General features: G+C 68.4%; 17 protein-coding genes. 5 read left to right on the top strand and 12 right to left on the bottom strand.

What is annotated here, in order from left to right:
* Nucleotides 1–82: 82 nt before the first annotated feature.
* The 4 genes from ACZ62B_RS17285 to ACZ62B_RS17270 all read right to left on the bottom strand — a co-directional run bounded on the left by ACZ62B_RS17285 (nucleotide 83) and on the right by ACZ62B_RS17270 (nucleotide 5,892).
* Nucleotides 83–1,606 carry an FAD-dependent oxidoreductase gene (locus ACZ62B_RS17285; RefSeq protein ID WP_344569167.1) on the bottom strand — a complete coding sequence of 508 codons (1,524 nt, stop codon included), beginning with the start codon at nucleotides 1,604–1,606 and terminating at the stop codon, nucleotides 83–85.
* A gap of 48 nt (nucleotides 1,607–1,654) precedes the next feature.
* Nucleotides 1,655–2,347 (bottom strand): TetR/AcrR family transcriptional regulator, encoded by a 693-nt coding sequence (locus ACZ62B_RS17280; RefSeq protein WP_468728682.1) that lies wholly within the window; start codon nucleotides 2,345–2,347, stop codon nucleotides 1,655–1,657.
* A gap of 747 nt (nucleotides 2,348–3,094) precedes the next feature.
* Nucleotides 3,095–3,316 (bottom strand): hypothetical protein, encoded by a 222-nt coding sequence (locus tag ACZ62B_RS17275; RefSeq protein WP_468728679.1) that lies wholly within the window; start codon nucleotides 3,314–3,316, stop codon nucleotides 3,095–3,097.
* Between the two features lie 890 nt (nucleotides 3,317–4,206).
* Nucleotides 4,207–5,892, bottom strand: a complete 1,686-nt coding sequence (locus ACZ62B_RS17270) for a ribonuclease J (protein WP_469690936.1) — start codon at nucleotides 5,890–5,892, stop codon at nucleotides 4,207–4,209.
* Nucleotides 5,893–6,613: 721 nt separating this feature from the next.
* Here ACZ62B_RS17270 and ACZ62B_RS17265 point away from each other — a divergent pair.
* On the top strand, nucleotides 6,614–6,817 hold the full coding sequence (locus ACZ62B_RS17265; RefSeq protein ID WP_014670069.1) for a cold-shock protein: 204 nt from the start codon (nucleotides 6,614–6,616) through the stop codon (nucleotides 6,815–6,817).
* 80 nt (nucleotides 6,818–6,897) lie between these two features.
* Here ACZ62B_RS17265 and ACZ62B_RS17260 read toward each other — a convergent pair whose 3' ends face one another.
* The 3 genes from ACZ62B_RS17260 to ACZ62B_RS17250 all read right to left on the bottom strand — a co-directional run bounded on the left by ACZ62B_RS17260 (nucleotide 6,898) and on the right by ACZ62B_RS17250 (nucleotide 8,444).
* Nucleotides 6,898–7,173, bottom strand: a complete 276-nt coding sequence (locus ACZ62B_RS17260; RefSeq protein ID WP_344559147.1) for a hypothetical protein — start codon at nucleotides 7,171–7,173, stop codon at nucleotides 6,898–6,900.
* Nucleotides 7,174–7,197: 24 nt separating this feature from the next.
* Nucleotides 7,198–7,473 (bottom strand): hypothetical protein, encoded by a 276-nt coding sequence (locus ACZ62B_RS17255; protein ID WP_344559145.1) that lies wholly within the window; start codon nucleotides 7,471–7,473, stop codon nucleotides 7,198–7,200.
* A gap of 254 nt (nucleotides 7,474–7,727) precedes the next feature.
* Nucleotides 7,728–8,444 carry a hypothetical protein gene (locus ACZ62B_RS17250; RefSeq protein WP_344559143.1) on the bottom strand — a complete coding sequence of 239 codons (717 nt, stop codon included), beginning with the start codon at nucleotides 8,442–8,444 and terminating at the stop codon, nucleotides 7,728–7,730.
* A gap of 206 nt (nucleotides 8,445–8,650) precedes the next feature.
* Here ACZ62B_RS17250 and ACZ62B_RS17245 point away from each other — a divergent pair, with 206 nt between their 5' ends.
* On the top strand, nucleotides 8,651–9,199 hold the full coding sequence (locus ACZ62B_RS17245) for a hypothetical protein (protein WP_344559141.1): 549 nt from the start codon (nucleotides 8,651–8,653) through the stop codon (nucleotides 9,197–9,199).
* A gap of 131 nt (nucleotides 9,200–9,330) precedes the next feature.
* Here the strand turns inward: ACZ62B_RS17245 and ACZ62B_RS17240 are convergent, their stop codons facing one another.
* From ACZ62B_RS17240 to ACZ62B_RS17220, 5 genes are all read right to left on the bottom strand, one after another.
* Nucleotides 9,331–9,951, bottom strand: coding sequence for a hypothetical protein (locus tag ACZ62B_RS17240; protein ID WP_344559139.1), 621 nt, complete (start codon nucleotides 9,949–9,951; stop codon nucleotides 9,331–9,333).
* A gap of 260 nt (nucleotides 9,952–10,211) precedes the next feature.
* Complete coding sequence (locus ACZ62B_RS17235; RefSeq protein WP_344559137.1) at nucleotides 10,212–10,796, bottom strand: hypothetical protein; 585 nt, start codon at nucleotides 10,794–10,796, stop codon at nucleotides 10,212–10,214.
* Nucleotides 10,793–11,038, bottom strand: a complete 246-nt coding sequence (locus ACZ62B_RS17230; RefSeq protein ID WP_344559135.1) for a hypothetical protein — start codon at nucleotides 11,036–11,038, stop codon at nucleotides 10,793–10,795. Before ACZ62B_RS17230 ends, ACZ62B_RS17235 begins: the two co-directional genes overlap by 4 nt.
* A gap of 7 nt (nucleotides 11,039–11,045) precedes the next feature.
* A complete protein-coding gene (locus ACZ62B_RS17225) occupies nucleotides 11,046–11,891 on the bottom strand; it encodes a DUF2071 domain-containing protein (protein ID WP_344559133.1) in 846 nt (281 codons plus the stop codon).
* Between the two features lie 320 nt (nucleotides 11,892–12,211).
* Nucleotides 12,212–12,583 (bottom strand): winged helix-turn-helix transcriptional regulator, encoded by a 372-nt coding sequence (locus ACZ62B_RS17220; RefSeq protein WP_061441704.1) that lies wholly within the window; start codon nucleotides 12,581–12,583, stop codon nucleotides 12,212–12,214.
* 79 nt (nucleotides 12,584–12,662) lie between these two features.
* On the opposite strand from ACZ62B_RS17220, the gene ACZ62B_RS17215 reads away from it, so the two are divergent.
* From ACZ62B_RS17215 to ACZ62B_RS17205, 3 genes are all read left to right on the top strand, one after another.
* The gene (locus tag ACZ62B_RS17215; RefSeq protein ID WP_061441703.1) at nucleotides 12,663–13,073 is read left to right on the top strand and encodes a RidA family protein; all 411 of its coding nucleotides are present in this window, start codon (nucleotides 12,663–12,665) and stop codon (nucleotides 13,071–13,073) included.
* 459 nt (nucleotides 13,074–13,532) lie between these two features.
* Nucleotides 13,533–13,868, top strand: a complete 336-nt coding sequence (locus ACZ62B_RS17210; protein WP_061441702.1) for a beta/gamma crystallin domain-containing protein — start codon at nucleotides 13,533–13,535, stop codon at nucleotides 13,866–13,868.
* Between the two features lie 290 nt (nucleotides 13,869–14,158).
* Nucleotides 14,159–15,886 carry a protein kinase domain-containing protein gene (locus ACZ62B_RS17205; protein ID WP_469690930.1) on the top strand — a complete coding sequence of 576 codons (1,728 nt, stop codon included), beginning with the start codon at nucleotides 14,159–14,161 and terminating at the stop codon, nucleotides 15,884–15,886.
* Nucleotides 15,887–16,177 lie beyond the last annotated feature (291 nt).

Here is a 16,177-nt window from a genome sequence, read left to right as displayed (position 1 = left end):
TGCTCCTTGCGTGTGGTGCGCCGTCATGGACGGCGCCGGGCGGGGTGTCCGGCAGCCCTGTCGGTGATGGGCTGAGGCCGGGTCAGTGCTGGGCGGGGGTGAACCAGCGTATTGCGGCCTGCTCGAAGGCGCTCGGGTCACGGTCTTGTGCTGCGGCCCAGGCCACAACGCCGTCCGGGCGGACGAACACCGCTGTGAAGCCGAGGTCGTTGCGCGCCGGGCCGGACCGGTACACGATCTGGCCCTGGTGACTTTCGGCCGCACGCTGCAGGGCGTCGTCGGCACCGAAGTCGAGCAGAACGCCCTGACCGTGGCGCAGCAGGTCACCGAGGCGGGTGCCGTCCTCGAAGCAGAAGTCGGGGGCGGTGCTGCCGACGAGGGGGTGAGTATCGCCCAGGTCGTAGCGGTGGAACAGGCCACTCGTTCGCCGGTAGGCGAGGGTCGTGCCGTCGGTGGTGCTCAGCAGCTCGTGGACCAGCTTGCGCAGCGCGGGTGCGTCGGGGCCCGGCTTCATGATCGCTACCTGTGCGCGCGACCAGTCGAGCACCGCAGCGCCCACGGGGTGGCGTTCGCTCGTGTAGGTGTCGAGCAGGCCCTCGGGTGCGGTGCCGCGCACGGTCGCCGCGAGCTTCCAGCCGAGGTTCACGGCATCGCCAATGCCCAAGTTCAGGCCCTGGCCGCCGAGCGGCGAGTGGATGTGGGCGGCATCCCCGGCCAGCAGGACGCGGCCGTTGCGGTAGGTCGTGGTCTGCATGGCACGGTCTGTGAAGCTCGACGCCAGATGCACCTCGCTCAGCGTCACGTCGGCGCCCGTGACACGGCGCAGGACTTCTTGGAGGTGCTCGCGGGTCAGCGGCTGCGACCGGTCGAAGGAGCCGCCGTCGAAATCCATCATGCCTACATGACCGGGGAAGGGTGTGCGCAGGTACATGCCGTTGTCCGTCAGGTTGAAGCCGAGGGACAGCTGGTCGGGATCGGCGAAGGTGACCTGGGCCGCGTAGCCGGTGAACAGCGGGTCCGTGCCGACGAAGTCGAAGCCGGCCAGGCCGCGCACCGTGCTGCGCCCGCCATCACAGCCCACCAGGTAGCGGGCCTGGTACTCCTGGCCGACGGCGGCGACCGTGACATGATCGGCGTGCTGTGCCAAAGCCGTGACAGGCGTGCCGCGCACGATCTGGACACCCAGCTCGGCGGCGCGTTCGGCCAGGACCGCGGTGACCGCCTCCAGGCTGGTCATGAAGCCTTCCATCGCCGGGCTGGGCAGCCGCCACGGGAGCGAGGCCACGTCGATGTCGGCCGCGTCCAGGCCCATGCCGGCGAAGTGGCTCACGTCGCGGGGGGCCGGCGTTTCGGTCAGGTCGGGTGCAGCGCCGATCTTGGCCGGGTCGGCGTGCGAGGCACTGAGCACAGCATCCAGCAGGCCACGGCGGTAGAACGTCTCGGCCGATCCCGCGCTCAGGCCCCGCAGCCCCAGAGGGAGTGTCTTCCACGGCGAGGCGGCGTTCTCGTCCCGTTCCAGGACCAGGACGGAGGCACCGCCCAGGGCGAGCTCGGTGGCCAGGAACAGGCCGACTGGGCCGCCGCCTGCAATCACTACGTCACGCATGAGGGATTCCTTTCTGAAACACGAAGGGGTGGGCCGCCCAGTGCGGGGTCAACCGAGCCGGGAGAGGCCGTCGATGATCACGGCTATGCCGGTGAGGAACTGCTCGCGGTCGTCGTGAGCTTGCATCTGGGAGACGACGGCGTGCATGAACGGGTAGTCCTCGGCGTCGAGGCCCTGCCAGGCCGCCGCGGTCGCATCGAGGAACGTGTCACGGTTGTGCGAACCGTCCGGAGTGTCGCCCTCCATCCGGGTGTTCTGGCTGACGGCGCCGAGGATGTAGTGCACCAGCGTCGATGCCGCATCGAACCAGGAAGCCCGCGGCACACTCAGCGCGCCGACCTGACGGCCGATCCGCTCGAAGATGCCGACCGTCACCGGCCCGAACGGCTTGCGGACCACCTGCTGGGTCAGTCGCGACGCCAGCCACGGGTGCTCGGCAATCGCGTCGAACAGCGCAAGCGCCACGGTGCGGATTTCATCCTCAGGCGAGGATGAAACCGTCACGGAGTCGGCGGCCAGCGCAGCGGTGACAAGCGCCTCGGTCACTGTGTCCAGCAGCTCATCGCGGCTACCTACCCGGTAGTAGATCGCTCCCGAGCCGGTGGACAGGCGCTCGGTGAGCGCCCGCGTCGTCATGGCAGCCTCACCGCCCGCATCGAGCAACTCGATCGCCGTCTCGATGATCCGCTCCCGGGAGAGCACCTGATTGCGCCGCGCCGAGCGGGGGTTCCTCGTTGCCATGCCTCAACCATGACACGTTTGGAGCGCTGCACCAAATTGGTGCAGCGCTCCAAAGGGGGCCTGTCAGACCTGGCGGGTTCTGGTGACCCAGCGGGCCGGCCCATTGCCCAGTGGGCCCCGAAACCGACAAACGTGAAGGGCGAGAACCGCGCGGTCGGTCCAGGCGAGTACGCCGAGCTCAGCGGGACGGTGACGTTCACGGCGCACACCGCGGCGAAGGAGACGAAGGCGGCCTCGTCCACCGGTTGCGCCCGAGCCTCCCGAAACTTGCAAAGGCAGGCGTGCGCTACGTCTTCAACCCGCTCTGAGCCTCTCCGTCACCACCGTGGTCCGCAATGGCGTCGAGGAACTCCTTCATGCGGGGAGCGGTCCGGCGGCAGTCTGCTTACCCGAGGATGCTCCAGGCGGCGATGGCTCCCGGGGCGGCGGTCTCCGCGTACGCCGGGGCCGCACGGCCGGGAGGGATCGAGGGGCGCGCGCCGCTGGGTGCTGGTCAGGGTGCTATTGCGCTCCCGGGCACGGAAGTGTGCGTCCACGAACTCCCCGGGCACCCGCGGGGGTAGCTCCCGCTTCGGCGGGTTCGTCTGCAACTCGGACGCGTCGTCCCCGCACCCGCGAGGTGCCTTGCAAGGCCACGAGGTGAAGGAAAACAGATACCCTTGCTCACATCTCCGCAGCTCATGGAGTGTCGTCCCCGCGCTCGCTGTGCGGTCCTAGGGAGGGCCTGGCGAGTGCCTGCCGCAGAGGTCACTGACCAGATGGATACCAGGCTTCTGGCAGGTTGAGCCCCGTCGGCAAAGGCGATCCGTCTCCCGGCACCAGGCCAATGGGCACGGTCCCGGTCGCCGCATCGAGTTCGACTTGGCCGCCGGAGAAGGTTGCGTCGGTGAACGACACCCTGCCGTCGGAGAGGACCGCGCCGTCGAACAACACCCTGCAGCCCGAGAAGCACGCGTTCGCGAAGTCCAAGCGCTGGTCGACAGTGACGCCACTGAAGTCCAGGTCACATCCTTGCCAGGACCCGGGAGTTCCCTTGGGACGTCGGTAGTGGTCACCAATGAGGCGAAGGATTGTGTGCCGGACCTTGCGAAAGGCCAGGCAGCGATGGTGTTCCTCTTGGTGTTCAGGGGCGTCACCAGGGTCTGGAGTGAAAGGAAGTCGCAGGTAGGCGCATAGGACGTCGATGCAGGTCTGGCGTAGTTCGCGGGTGGGGGCGTCGTCGGGCGTGCCGCGCCGCGAGGGTCACGAGCTGCCGGGTTCACCTGGCCGTGTGAGATTTCGTGAGACGTGAGAGGGTCTGGGGCGTGAGTGAGACACCACCGAACACCCTGCAATACCGCTTTGACGGGCCGGAAGAGGCCCCGGTCCTGATCCTCGGCCCCTCACTGGGTACCACATGGCACAGGTTGTAGAGACCGTCCATGGGCGTCCACGCCAGTCCATGGTGTGTGTTGTAGCAGGTCAGGGCTTTGCGGTCCGGTGGCGTCGGTGGAGTTGGTGACAGACGCGTGACAGCGCCGGTGACAGACCGAGGCCCCGCCGGGGGCATCCTTGGCGGGCCTCTGCTTGGAGCCATGGGACGATGCCCCACCGGAGCGCTCCGGTGGGGCATCACCGTGAAGTTGACTGTGCGTGCACGCGTGACGCGTTCGGCTCGTCATGCAGTTTTTGTCTTCCAGTGCTGTTGCGGGGACGCTGAATTTGCGATCGCAGCCATGACGTGCCGGTGCGCAGGGCACCGGCTTCTCCTGCATGGTGGCCGCCGGGCAGGAGCCGGGGGTGGCTGCTGACTCCCGTGCCCGACCTCGGTGCCGGCGGGGCCGCGACCGGGGCCGGAAGCCGTGCTGCCGGGCTGTGGCTCAGGCGTCGATGATGACGGGGATGATGAGGGGCTTGCGGCGGTGGGTGCGGAAGGCCCAGTTCGCCACGGCACGGGCGATGAGCTGTTCGAGCTGGCGCGCGTCCCCGACGCCTTCCTCGGCCGCGGTGGCCAGGGTCTTCTCGATGACGGGGATGACCGGCTCGAAGGTGGTGTCGTCGTGGACGAAGCCCCGGGCCAGAAAGTCGGGGGCCTCGGCGAGGGCGCCGGTGTCCGCGTCGACGATCGCCACCACCGTGACGACGCCTTCCTCCGCGAGGGTGAGGCGGTCCTTGAGGGACGCTTCGGTGGCTCCGCCGACTTCCATGCCGTCCACGTAGACGTTGCCGGCGGGGACCTTGCCGGTGATGGACGCGCGCCCGTCGACGAGGTCGACGACGACGCCGTCCTCGGCGATGACGACCCGGTCGGGGTCGACGCCGGTACGGATGGCGAGGTCGCCGTTGGCCCGAAGGTGGCGCCATTCGCCGTGTACGGGCATGACGTTGCGGGGTTTGACGATGTTGTAGCAGTAGACGAGTTCGCCGGCGCTGGCGTGCCCGGAGACGTGCACCTTGGCGTTGCCCTTGTGGACCACGTGGGCGCCCCACCGGGTGAGTCCGTTGATCACCCGGTAGATGGCGTTCTCGTTGCCGGGGATGAGGGAGCTGGCGAGCAGGACGGTGTCGTCCTTGCCGATGCGGATCATGTGGTCGCGGTTGGCCATCCTGGACAGCGCGGCCATCGGTTCGCCCTGGGAGCCGGTGCACACCAGAGTGACCTTGTGGTCCGGGAGCTTCTCCAGCTCCTTCGTGCTCACGACCAGGCCGGAGGGGACCTTCAGGTAGCCCAGGTCACGGGCGATGCCCATGTTGCGGACCATCGACCGGCCGACGAAGGCGACCTTGCGGCCGTGCTGGTGGGCGGCGTCCAGGACCTGCTGGATGCGGTGCACGTGGCTGGCGAAGCTGGAGACGATGACCCGGCGCGGCGCGGTGCGCATCACCTGCTCGATCGCCGGGTTCAGCTCACGCTCGGAGGTGGTGAAGCCGGGTACCTCGGCGTTGGTGGAGTCGGTGAGGAACAGGTCCACGCCCTCCTCGCCGAGGCGGGCGAAGGCACGCAGATCGGTGATCCGGTCGTCGAGAGGGAACTGGTCCATCTTGAAGTCGCCGGTGTGCAGCACCATCCCGGCCCGGGTGCGAATCGCGACCGCGAGGCTGTCGGGGATGGAGTGGTTGACCGCCACGAACTCGCAGTCGAAGGGTCCGAAACCGCGCCGGTCGCCCTCCCGCACCCGGACCGTGCGTGGCCGGATGCCGTGTTCCTTGAGCTTGGCCTCCAGGAACGCCAGCGTCAGCTTCGAGCCGACGACGGGGATGTCGCGGCGCTCGCGCAGCAGGTACGGCACGCCGCCGATGTGGTCCTCGTGGCCGTGGGTGAGCACCACGGCCACGACGTCGTCCAGCCGGTCCCGGATCGAGGTGAAGTCCGGCAGGATCACGTCCACACCGGGCTGGGTCTCCTCGGGGAACAGCACACCGCAGTCGACGACGAGCAGCTTGCCCGCGTGCTCGAAGACGGTCATGTTGCGGCCGATCTCCCCCAGACCGCCCAGGGCGATGACCCGAAGCCCTCCCTCGGGAAGGGGCGGGGCGGCTTTCAGCTCGGGGTGCGGATGACTCATACCCTGACGGTACCCGGAGAGCGGGACAGGATGATCCATCGCCTGTGCGATCTCCTTTTCCCGACGGAGCGGGGGACCCGCAGTGGGTGCCTCGGCACGATCGGATCACGCCGGCGACCGGGGATAGGGAGTGGTGAAAGCGGTACCACCTTCCGTGGCCGTTCGCCCGGTGCTGGAGAAGACCTCGTGCACCCTGTCGTGTTTTCCGGCGTTCGCTGCCTCCCGGCGGGCCTTGGCACTGGTCCCACTCGCAGTAGTCGAGACTCGGGTGCCCTCGGCGCTCCCTTGAGGCGCGAAGGCGTCGACGTGGCCAAGCTCGCCGCCGCCTGGCAGCGCATGGCCCAGGCGACCTGATCCGCGTTCGTGTCGGGAGGGGCCGGTCACGCATGATCGGTGAGGCCCACCCGGAAAACACTCGGCGGCGGGGAGGCCATGCCTCGCCACCGCCTTGTGCAGAAGAAGGGCGCGAAACTGCTTGATTACCATCGGCCGAGCCTCACGGGCGATCCAGCCTTTCGTTCCGGGCCGGATGCTGGCGCGTTTTCGCTAGCGGCTTCCGTCGTGCCGTTATAGCGTTGTGATCAGCAGTCGTGGTTCCGAAGTTCCGTTCGCCCGTGATCGCCATCACGGGCGTTCTTGCTGTTCAGCGCCTCTCCGGACCAGGGCGATCATCTCCCGGTCGCGCAGCGTGCGTGCCCGGTTTCCCTCAAAGGAGACAGTCATGGCCAAGGGCACAGTGAAGTGGTTCAACAGCGAGAAGGGCTTCGGCTTCATCGAGCAGGAGGGCGGCGGCCCCGACGTCTTCGCCCACTACTCCAACATCGCCAGCCAGGGCTACCGCGAGTTGCAGGAGGGCCAGAAGGTCGAGTTCGACGTTACGCAGGGCCAGAAGGGCCCGCAGGCTGAGAACATCCGCCCCGCCTGATCGCGCCCCGGTAAGGAGGTCGGCCCGGCATCCCGGCTTCGGGACACCGGGCCCTTACCGTCGCACGACGGTTCATCTGACTACGGGGTGCGGCCGGGCGCTGGCCTGGGACGGGCAAATCGGGGCGACGGCCGCCGCGCTCCGCTCCAGCGTGTCGAGGATGACTTCGCGTCCTTGAACGCCAGCATGCTCACGAGTGTCGCGCCGCGCAGCCGGGCCCGGGTGATCCGCAGCAGGAACTCGCCGGACTTCTGCGAGTGGACCACGAGGCCGCTCTCCTTGTCGTCGGCGTCGCTGGCCGCCGCGGTGACCACGCGAGTCCCGGCGAACGCCGTACGGACCGCGTCGGCCTGCACGGCGCCGTTCGGGGCGGTGATGAACTAGAGGTCGTAGCGGGAGCGGGCCAGGGGCTCCCCGAAGGCGGTCCACTCGGGCGCGGTGGAGGCGGTCAGCATGACCGAGCCGTCCTCCATGCGCAGCAAACTCGCCTTCGGCAGGTGCGCGGAGGCGAACAGCCACTCGGCGTCCTCCGGGGACAGGGTCTTGTCGACGAACTCGAGGTCGACGTCGTCCAGGTCGACCGAGATACCGAGCGGCGCCTCCTCGTCGAGGAGCAGCACGGCGTCCAGGCCAGCCGGCTGGTTGAGGTAGAGCACCTCGGACGCGGTGATGCGGTTGCCGACACGCTTCCCGCGTTCCGTGACGCCCTCCTGGACGTGGAACCGAAAACGACCGCGGTCTTGCGCCAGAGTGTCGTCGAGCGGCGGCTGAAGGCGTTGTTCGAGGCCGCAGATGAGACGTGACCAGGTCAGGCAAGGGCTGCCACCGGCCTTCCTGGAAAGCTAGGAACACCACAGGGCGTTCAAACCCTCACCGCCTCGGGTAGACGCCCTTCGTCGATCCCTGTCGTTCAGCTTCCCGTCCCGCAGGGCTCCACCGGCTTCGTCGCTGTCGTCTCTGGAGGCAGGAGGCTCCCTGTGGGCTTGCCGACCTTCTCGTAGACGTTCTTCCCCTCCACCCCTCCGAGGAGGAACGTCGTCCCTCTTGCCCAGTCCACTCCAGCGCTGTCAGTGAAAGCGACGAGCAGTGTGCTCCAGCCGGTCATCCGGCTTAGGTTCACCAACTGGCCGTCGTCCAGCCAAGCAGTCATCTTCGCGGGCCGGTAGACGACCTCCATGCATGGCGGGACGTTGATGTCCCGCGCTGAGATCTGGTACTCCTTGCCCAGATAAGTGACGGCAAGGCGGACGTCGATGTTGGTAACAGGGTCGGCGGACCTGTTGACCAGATGGAGCGCTTCATCTTCCAGGCGCCCGGCGTCCTCCTCCCAGAACGCCATACGACTTGCCTGGTTGCGCTGCTGTTGTTCGCTGTCTTCCCTGGCCTGTGCGAGCTGTTCTTGAGCGGTGACCGCTCCGTAGTAGGTAGCGATGCCGGTGAACACGAGGCTCCCAACACCCGCGACGACGCCGATCACCGTGCCGACGTGAATCCACGGGATCCGCTTCCGCTCTGACGCGGTGTCGGAATTCTGTGTAGAGTCTCGGACTCTCGCACGGACCCGGGCCGGTGACGGCGTCTGCCGCGCAAGGCGAAGCCGCACGCGCCGCTGCTGCTGGTCAGGCATGTCCCCCCTGTATTTTCCTCTGGGTAGACGCTGCCACAGGCACTGCGGCTTTGGCCGCCGCTTTCGGATACTCCGAGCGGGCCGTGGGCCGATTCCGCTCGCTGGGGCAGCGCCGGCGCGCTGCCGTGTGCGAAGGGCAATACCAGAACGCAGCGCCACTCTCAACGAGAGTTGACAGGACGTAAACCTCTGCTGATGCTCTCCGCATGACAAACGTATTCACCCACCGTGTCGCCGAGTTGAACCGGCGCGGCAAGACGTACCAGCAGATGGCGGCCGACTGCGACTTCAAACGCTCAGTGACCTGGTGGAACAAGATGTACTGGACAGAGATCGACAATCCTCCTGAGCCGGCCCTGTTTCCGTACCTGGCCAAAGCTCTGGAGGTCACCGAACGCCGTGTCCGCGAACTGGTCGCCGAGCAGTGGTGTGACGTTCGGCCCGATGACACGGTGCCCGAGCACCTGCGGACCTTGCTCTCTGTGGCACGGGAGGTGGACGAGCGAGATGCGCTGAAGCTCGTGGAACTGGCCATGGTCATGTATCGCAAGCGTGTCATCACGATGGAGAGAGACCGATACTCCGCCATGCTCTTGGAGGCGTACACCGCAGGCAGCGGCGGGCCGCTCACCGCCGAGCAGTTGGGGTCGCTCAGGCTGCCCGAGAAGCGCGCGGTCAAGAACAACCCGAGCCTGGAGGTCACACCAGAGGCGCAGGCGATGCTCGACGCTATCCCTGAGCCCAAGGAGGAGTGACAACGCATCGCCTCCCGCCGCTACTTCCCGATCCGGCGCCCGTAGGCCCCTGCCACACCGCCCGGTTGAGGCCCGCGGCCGACCTGTCCCGGCTGCGGGGCCATCGGCAGCGGGGCGTGCATAATGGCGCCCTACTTCGCCTCGGGGATCAGGCCGTAGACGAGGATGCACGAGGCGTCGATCCGGCCGGGCGAGTTCGGGTCGGTCGACATCCACGTCGCCCACTCGTTCTCCAGGTCGGTGAACATACCGCGCAGCCGCACACGGTCCTGCACGATCTGCTGGGCGATCGGCTCCGCCCTGAGCAGTTTGCCTTGCTTCGCGAACACCATGTCGATGCCCGGCATCAGCACGTCCTTCGGGATGACGCCCTCCCGCTGGAGGGTCTCCCAGCGCGTGCGGATGGCCAGCACGCACATGTCGCGGCCGTAGTTGCCCTTGACGTAGATCACGGCCGCGTTCGTCTCGTACGCGAGGAGGCACGCCGCGGTGGACCGCTCGGCCGACGACATGGCGGCCGAGCGGTCGTGCGTCACCCACACGCGGTTGTCGTCGCCGAGGAAGCCACCGATAGCACCGGCGGTGTCCCGGCCGCCGCCGGACGGATCGACCGATACGGCGATCTTCTGCGGCTCCACCGCGGTGATAGCGTCCCGGATGGGACGCAGCAGGTCTTGGGAGACCAGGGCACCTTCGGCCGGCTGCGGGAGTGCCAGTCGCGGACGCTGGAGGTGCTCTTGGCATCGGCCCACCAGGCGAGCAGCGCCCGCCGGTTCTTCGTGCGGATCTTCGGGTGCGGCAGCGGGTCGCCGTCTTCCCGGCCGAGCGGGTCGAGACCGAACTTCGACGGGTTGGCGATCGCGGGGAGGTGGACGACCTTCCACCGGCGGCCGTCCCCCGGGCGGCCCTCTTCCTCCAGCCGACGGCCGCAGAAGTCATCCGGATGCCACCTGGTCTGGATGGCGATGACCGCGTTCCGGTCCGGCTGGAGACGCTTCCGCGCAGCCGACGATCACCAGTCGTGCACATGCTCGCGCAGCCGCTGCGATTCGGCGTCGGCGCAATCCTTGTGCGGGTCGTTCATGACCAGCAGGTTCACGTCGAAGACGGTCAGGCCCGAGCCGATCGACACTGAGTGCACGCCGCCGCCCGCGGTGGTGTCGTAGTCCTGCGCGGCCGACGAGCCGGCAAGGAACTCGAGGTCGTGCTCCTCGCCGTACTCGCCGATGTACCGGCGGATCGCCTTACCGCGCTGCATCGCGAGGTCATCGGAGTACGAGGTGACCACCACCCGGTCCTCGCCGTGCAGGCACAGCCACCAGAACGGGAACCACTCCGCCGCCAGACTGGACTTGCCGACCTGGGACGGCGTCCACACCATCAGCCGGTCGTACTCGCCGCGATCCAGAACGACTAGGGCCTGGGCGATGACCCGCAGGTGCGGGCGCACCCGGTAGACGCGCTCCAGGCCCCGGGCGAGCGTCACCGGGTCACGCAGCAGGTCGCGGGCCACCGCCTTCTTCGCGGCGGCAAGCCGCTGATACACCTCGGCGTCGTCGAGGTGCGCCAGGTCGTCGGCGGTCAGCGCGGTACTCACTCGGGGGCGTCGCCTTCCTCGCCGCCAGGGTCGGGCAGGTCGTCATCGTCCTCGTCGTCGGCACCGTTCAGCGCCTTGGGCCGCCGCTGCACCGCTGTGGCCAGCTGCTCGATGCGGGCACGCCGCTGCTCGGCAGGCGTCTGCGCGAACTCGGCGAGCTGCACCGCCAGCGGGTTCCCGCCGGGGCCGGTGACCGCGATGGTCGCGGCCGGGTCGCCGAACTGGACGCGCCGGTGCCGCATGGCGACGTCAAGCAGCCGGACGAAGTCCGGTTTCCTGCACCCTCGCGTTATAGGGGCGTCCGAGAGAGATCTCCTGCCGGGTCACCTGTCCGTGCCACGGTTGAACCGAGAGCGCACGGTTCTGAGGCACGCAGTAGGCGAGCATCCTCCCGTAGTCGGGAAAAGCGCGTCGCCAGGGTCCATCCGTCGGCCACTCGGGCAGCGGAACGAGGTGGGCCTCGGCGTCCGGGGCGGTACCGTGCCCTGGAGCCAGAAGGAGATTGATCCGATCGTCCTGCGCAACGAGTACCGAAGCTCGATCAAGAACGTGCATGGGCAACCCCTCGACGACCATGCGCGCACCGAGGGCGTGCACCGTGCGATCGACAGCGGTACTGAGGAAGTAGACGCCCAGGGAACCTGTGCGGGGGTGGCGCACGTAGATTCGCCAGTTGCTCTGCAACGGGGAGGGCAGGAGCCGCCGCCACCGGCCGAACAGCGCCGGTCCCAGATGCCCATGGCGGTAACTCAGGAAGGTCACCATCGCCTGGTCGCCGCTCTCACCGAGACGCTGCAGTTCCAGGCCGGGCGGGACCAGGGGCGCGATGCGGTGAGCATCGACCACGTAGTTGACGTAGACAACGTCGGTCACGTTGCTGACAAAGACCATTGAGGGGATGCGCTCACACAGCCTCCGCAGCAGTCGGCTGTCGGTCACCCAGTTCAGCGGTGCGGCGAGCCGGCCTCGCGGATGAACCCACGGTGCGTACCGCCCGTACCTGGTCTGCCGGCGCGTGCGACGCAATGAACGCTCGGCGGCCCAAGCGGCCAGGCCGACCGACAGGACGGAGCCGAGCACGAGGAGCGTGAACATGAAGGCAGTATGGCAACCGCGGCGAATCCGGCTTCGGCCGCCAGGGACGTGGCATGCGGTCTCACCCCAGTACTCGGGCCACGTTCGTGAGCCGGAGCCCGCGCCTGCCAGTGGCCGTCCGCGGTGAGCAATCCGGTACGGGTCCGCCTGCCGACGTTGTCGTCGGTCGACTGGGCCCCCAGCCGATTGCCGGTCTCCTGGGAGCTGCCGGTCACCTGTTTCCCGACAACGGACCCGGCGGGGTAGGTCCGAAGGATTACGCCCCGCCGATGAAGGCAGAAACGTGTCGCGAAGCGCGGGCGGCCTTCCCGCTCCGCATGTCACCTGGCGTCGAAGGACTCCCGTGCCTTTTCGATCTGGGGCATGTACGTCCGTACCCAGTCCAGGAGGACATCGACGGGCGGGCGCATGGTCTTCCCCAGCGGAGCGACCCGGTACTCCACTGCGACCGGCCTGGAGCTCACGACCTCGCGCTCGATGATGCCGTTGCGCTCCAGTCTGCGCAGGGTGGCAGTCAGCGACTTCTGTGTGACCGAGGGGATCGCACGGCGCAGCTCGTTGAAACGGCGCGGTCCCTCGCACAGCTCGCTGAGCACGCTCAAGGACCACTTGTCCAGCACTTGGTCGAGCAGTTCGCGGTGCGGCGCCGGGATGCTCAGTTCGTCGTCGTGGGAAGAGGCGGTATCGGTCATGAAACCTGGTCTCGTTGAAGTGTCCTGTGACTCCTAGGTATCAAAGGTATACGAGGTCCGTCACCGGAAGGAGACCACCATGTCCGTCCAACGTTTCACCCCCGAGGGCTTGCTGCAGCCCGCGCCTTACCATCACGTCGCCGTCGGCACCGGCAGCAGACACGTCCACGTCAGCGGGCAGACTTCCAGCCTCGCGGACGGGACCCCCGTCGCGCCGGGAGATCTCTCCGGGCAGGTCGCGCAGGCGCTGCGGAACACCGCACGCGGTCTCGCCGGGGCCGGCGCGACGTTCGACGACGTGGTCCGACTGACCGTCTACGTCACCCAGTGGAAGCCGGAGAAGATGGGCGCCTTCATGGCGGGCGTCGAAAGCGTCGCGGACGAGATCGGGCTGCCCCAGCCCCTCCCCCCGGCGTCACTCATCGGCGTCGACTGCCTCTTCGACCCCGGCGTCCTCGTCGAAATCGAAGCCACCGCCCTCGTCGACTGACCGACCGCTTGCACAGGCCCGCCCACCTGTGGCAGGTCCAGAACTCAGCTCTCTACCGACGCGCTTGTGGAAGGGCTTCGCATATCCCAGCCGAGCGAGGACGCCCGACCCGACCATCCCGGTTCAGCGCGGGAACACCCGCCCGACCGACGCTTTCGCTGCCCGAGGGCACACGGCGCGACGCAGCTGTGCGCCGTTCCAGCCCTGAAAGGGAGTAACCGCTACCGGGGCCGCCTGGTGCGAAGCGGACCAGTACGTGAACCGGTGCGGGCACGCCAACTCGTGGCTCACGTGCAGGGGCTGTCGGAACGCCCCACCGAGATGCCGCCCCGCTGCGGCATGCGAAGACCGGCGCATTCCACACGAATGACCAGGACAAGACGGCCCCTCCCTGTACGAGGCGGTCGTCATCAGAGCGGCACACCGTGGCCGCACCTTATGGGAAAAGGATCAATAGCCATGAAGCGTTCCACGTCGCGCATCGCCGTCACCGTGATGGCGGCGGCAGCCCTGACGGCTCTCCTTCCGGCCTTTCCGGCTGCCGCGATCAACCAGACCGACTGCGGCGACAGGACCGACTTCGTCAAAGTCTGGTACGACGGCGGTGCACAGACCATGTGCTTCGCCAACGGGGGCACTGTGACCCTTCAGCTTCCCGACGTCACGAAGGTCACCTCCGGCGACAACAACGTCGCGATGTTCCTGGGCGCTCGAGCAGTCACCATGAACAAGTGGTCCACCCTGGTCGACACCGAAGGACTCAACGCGACGCTTCACGCCCTCCAGATCTACTGACCCACCGCCGCCAGGATGTCGGGCCACGCAGGCCCTTTCGGTGTACGGCATGCTCCGTGACGCGCCGGCAGCGTCCCCACGCGGCCCGGGGCATGCCCGCCTGCCCTCGCAGCGCTACCGGGGGTACACCTCGGCTTTCCTGGCACCTCCCCACGGCCGACCGGTAGCTGCCCCAACGATGGCCTCCGTCCTTAACGACGCATCGTGATATGGCAGTTGCCCGGCCGCCGGCAAGACTGCGCTCCCGTAAGCTGCGTCGGTCCGATGCGTGTGTACGGGAGGAGTTCGTCGTGGTGCAGCCGTTGGAACAGGAAGATCCGGACTCCCTGGGTGACTACCGGGTGGTGGGTCGACTGGGTGAAGGCGGCATGGGGCGAGTCTTCCTGGGGCGTTCGCCGAGCGGCCGGTCCGTGGCGATCAAGGTGGTGCACGCGTCGCTGGTGCACGAGCCGGAGTTCCGGGACCGGTTCCGACGCGAGGTGGAGGCGTCGCGTCTGGTCGGGGGAGCCTTCACCGCCCCCGTGATCGACGCCGACACGGAGGCCGAACAGCCCTGGATGGTCTCCAGCTACATCCCCGGCCCCTCGCTCCACCAGGCGGTCGCCGAACAGGGGGTCCTGCCCCCGGTGACGCTGGCCGCTCTGGCCGCGGGGCTGGCCGAGGCCCTGGTCTCCATCCACCGGGCCAGCCTGGTGCACCGCGACCTCAAGCCCTCCAACGTGCTGCTCACCGACGACGGCCCGCGCGTCATCGACTTCGGCATCGCCCGGGCGCTCGACGCCACCGCCCTCACCAGGACCGGGGCCACCATCGGCTCGGCGGGCTTCATGTCCCCCGAGCAGGTAGCCGGCGGCGAGATCACCGCGGCCAGCGACGTCTTCTCCCTGGGCGCGGTGCTCGCCTTCGCCGCCACCGGGACCGGTCCGTTCGGCGTGGGATCGGCGCCCGCCATGCTCTACCGCGTGGTGTACGAGCCCCCGGACCTTCAGGGCGTCCCGGACCCCGAGCTGCGCGCCCTGCTGGCCGACTGCCTGGCCAAGGAACCGGCACTGCGCCCCACTCCGCAGCAGATTCTCCGCCGGGTGGCCCCGGCCGCTCCCTGGGCCCCGCACATGCCGTCGGCCGGCCGGCCGGCCACCACCGGAGAGACCGGTGGGCCCACGCGGCCCGCCACCCTCGCGGAAATGTTCACCCAGTACGCCGGGGCGCCGCTCTCCCCGCCGGAGTCGTCCGGCGGGCGGGCGTCCGCGACGGGCGACCCCCGCCGGTCCATTCGTCGCGACGTGATGGCCCCGGCCGTCGGCGTACACGCGGAGGAAGCGGTTCCCGCATCCGGGTTCGGTCCGGCGTCCGGGTACTCGCCGGTCTCCGCGGGAGCCGTGCCCGGCCCCGGTTCGGTGTCCGCAGCGCCTCGCCCCGTCGCGGCCTGGCGGCTCGACGAACGTTCCGGAACGCGGGCGACGGACGCCGCCGGACGCCACCACGCCACGGCCACGGCGGTCAGATGGGCAACGCGCCACGGTGAGGGCGCCGAGTTCAACGGGTTCAGCAGCGAAGTGGCCACCGAAGGCCCGGTGATCGACACGGCACGCGGCAGCTTCACCGTCGGTGCGTGGGTCCGGCTCGGTGTGATCCCTCCCCACTTCGTCACCGCGGTCAGCCAGGACGGCGAGGAAACCAGCGGCTTCTACCTCCAGTACTCCTCCGACGAAGGCCGATGGGCCTTCGCCCGCCCGGACCTGCGCGTCACGTCGATGTCCGTACCAGTCGCCGGTGCGTGGACCCACCTGACCGGTGTCTGCGACAGCGTCGCCGGTGAGTTGCGCCTCTTCGTGAACGGCGTCCAGGAGGGCGCGATCCGTGACAGGATCCTGATCTGGTCCGAGGGGCCCTTCGTCATCGGCCGGGGCCGTTACGGCAGGAGGCCGGTCGATCACTTCCCGGGCAGCATCAAGGACGTCACGGTCTTCGACCGTGCCCTCACCGAGGGGGAGATCGTCGGCCTGCTTCAGCCATGACCCGCCCAACAGCCCGAATGGCCGGCTCGGAGAACAGGGGGCACTGCCAGCTGTTCGCGGTGGGACTCGGCGTTCACAGCGGCAGGGCTGATACAGGTCCGCGGTCGGCTGGTGGGACAGCGGACCTCGGCTACGGGCGGCGATGGCCGAAGGGTGACGCGGTGTGTGGACAGCCGTAGGGCGGCTGGCAGTTGGCTACAAGGACGTTGCCGGAGGGGTGCCTTACCGTGTCGATCAGGCATCGGGCCCGCCCGCACGGTGCCGGTCACCGATCCCTCGTCAGAAAGCGAC

This window comes from Streptomyces sp. NPDC053426 (genome assembly GCF_055585405.1).
This window is presented reverse-complemented; position numbering and strand designations above follow the sequence as displayed.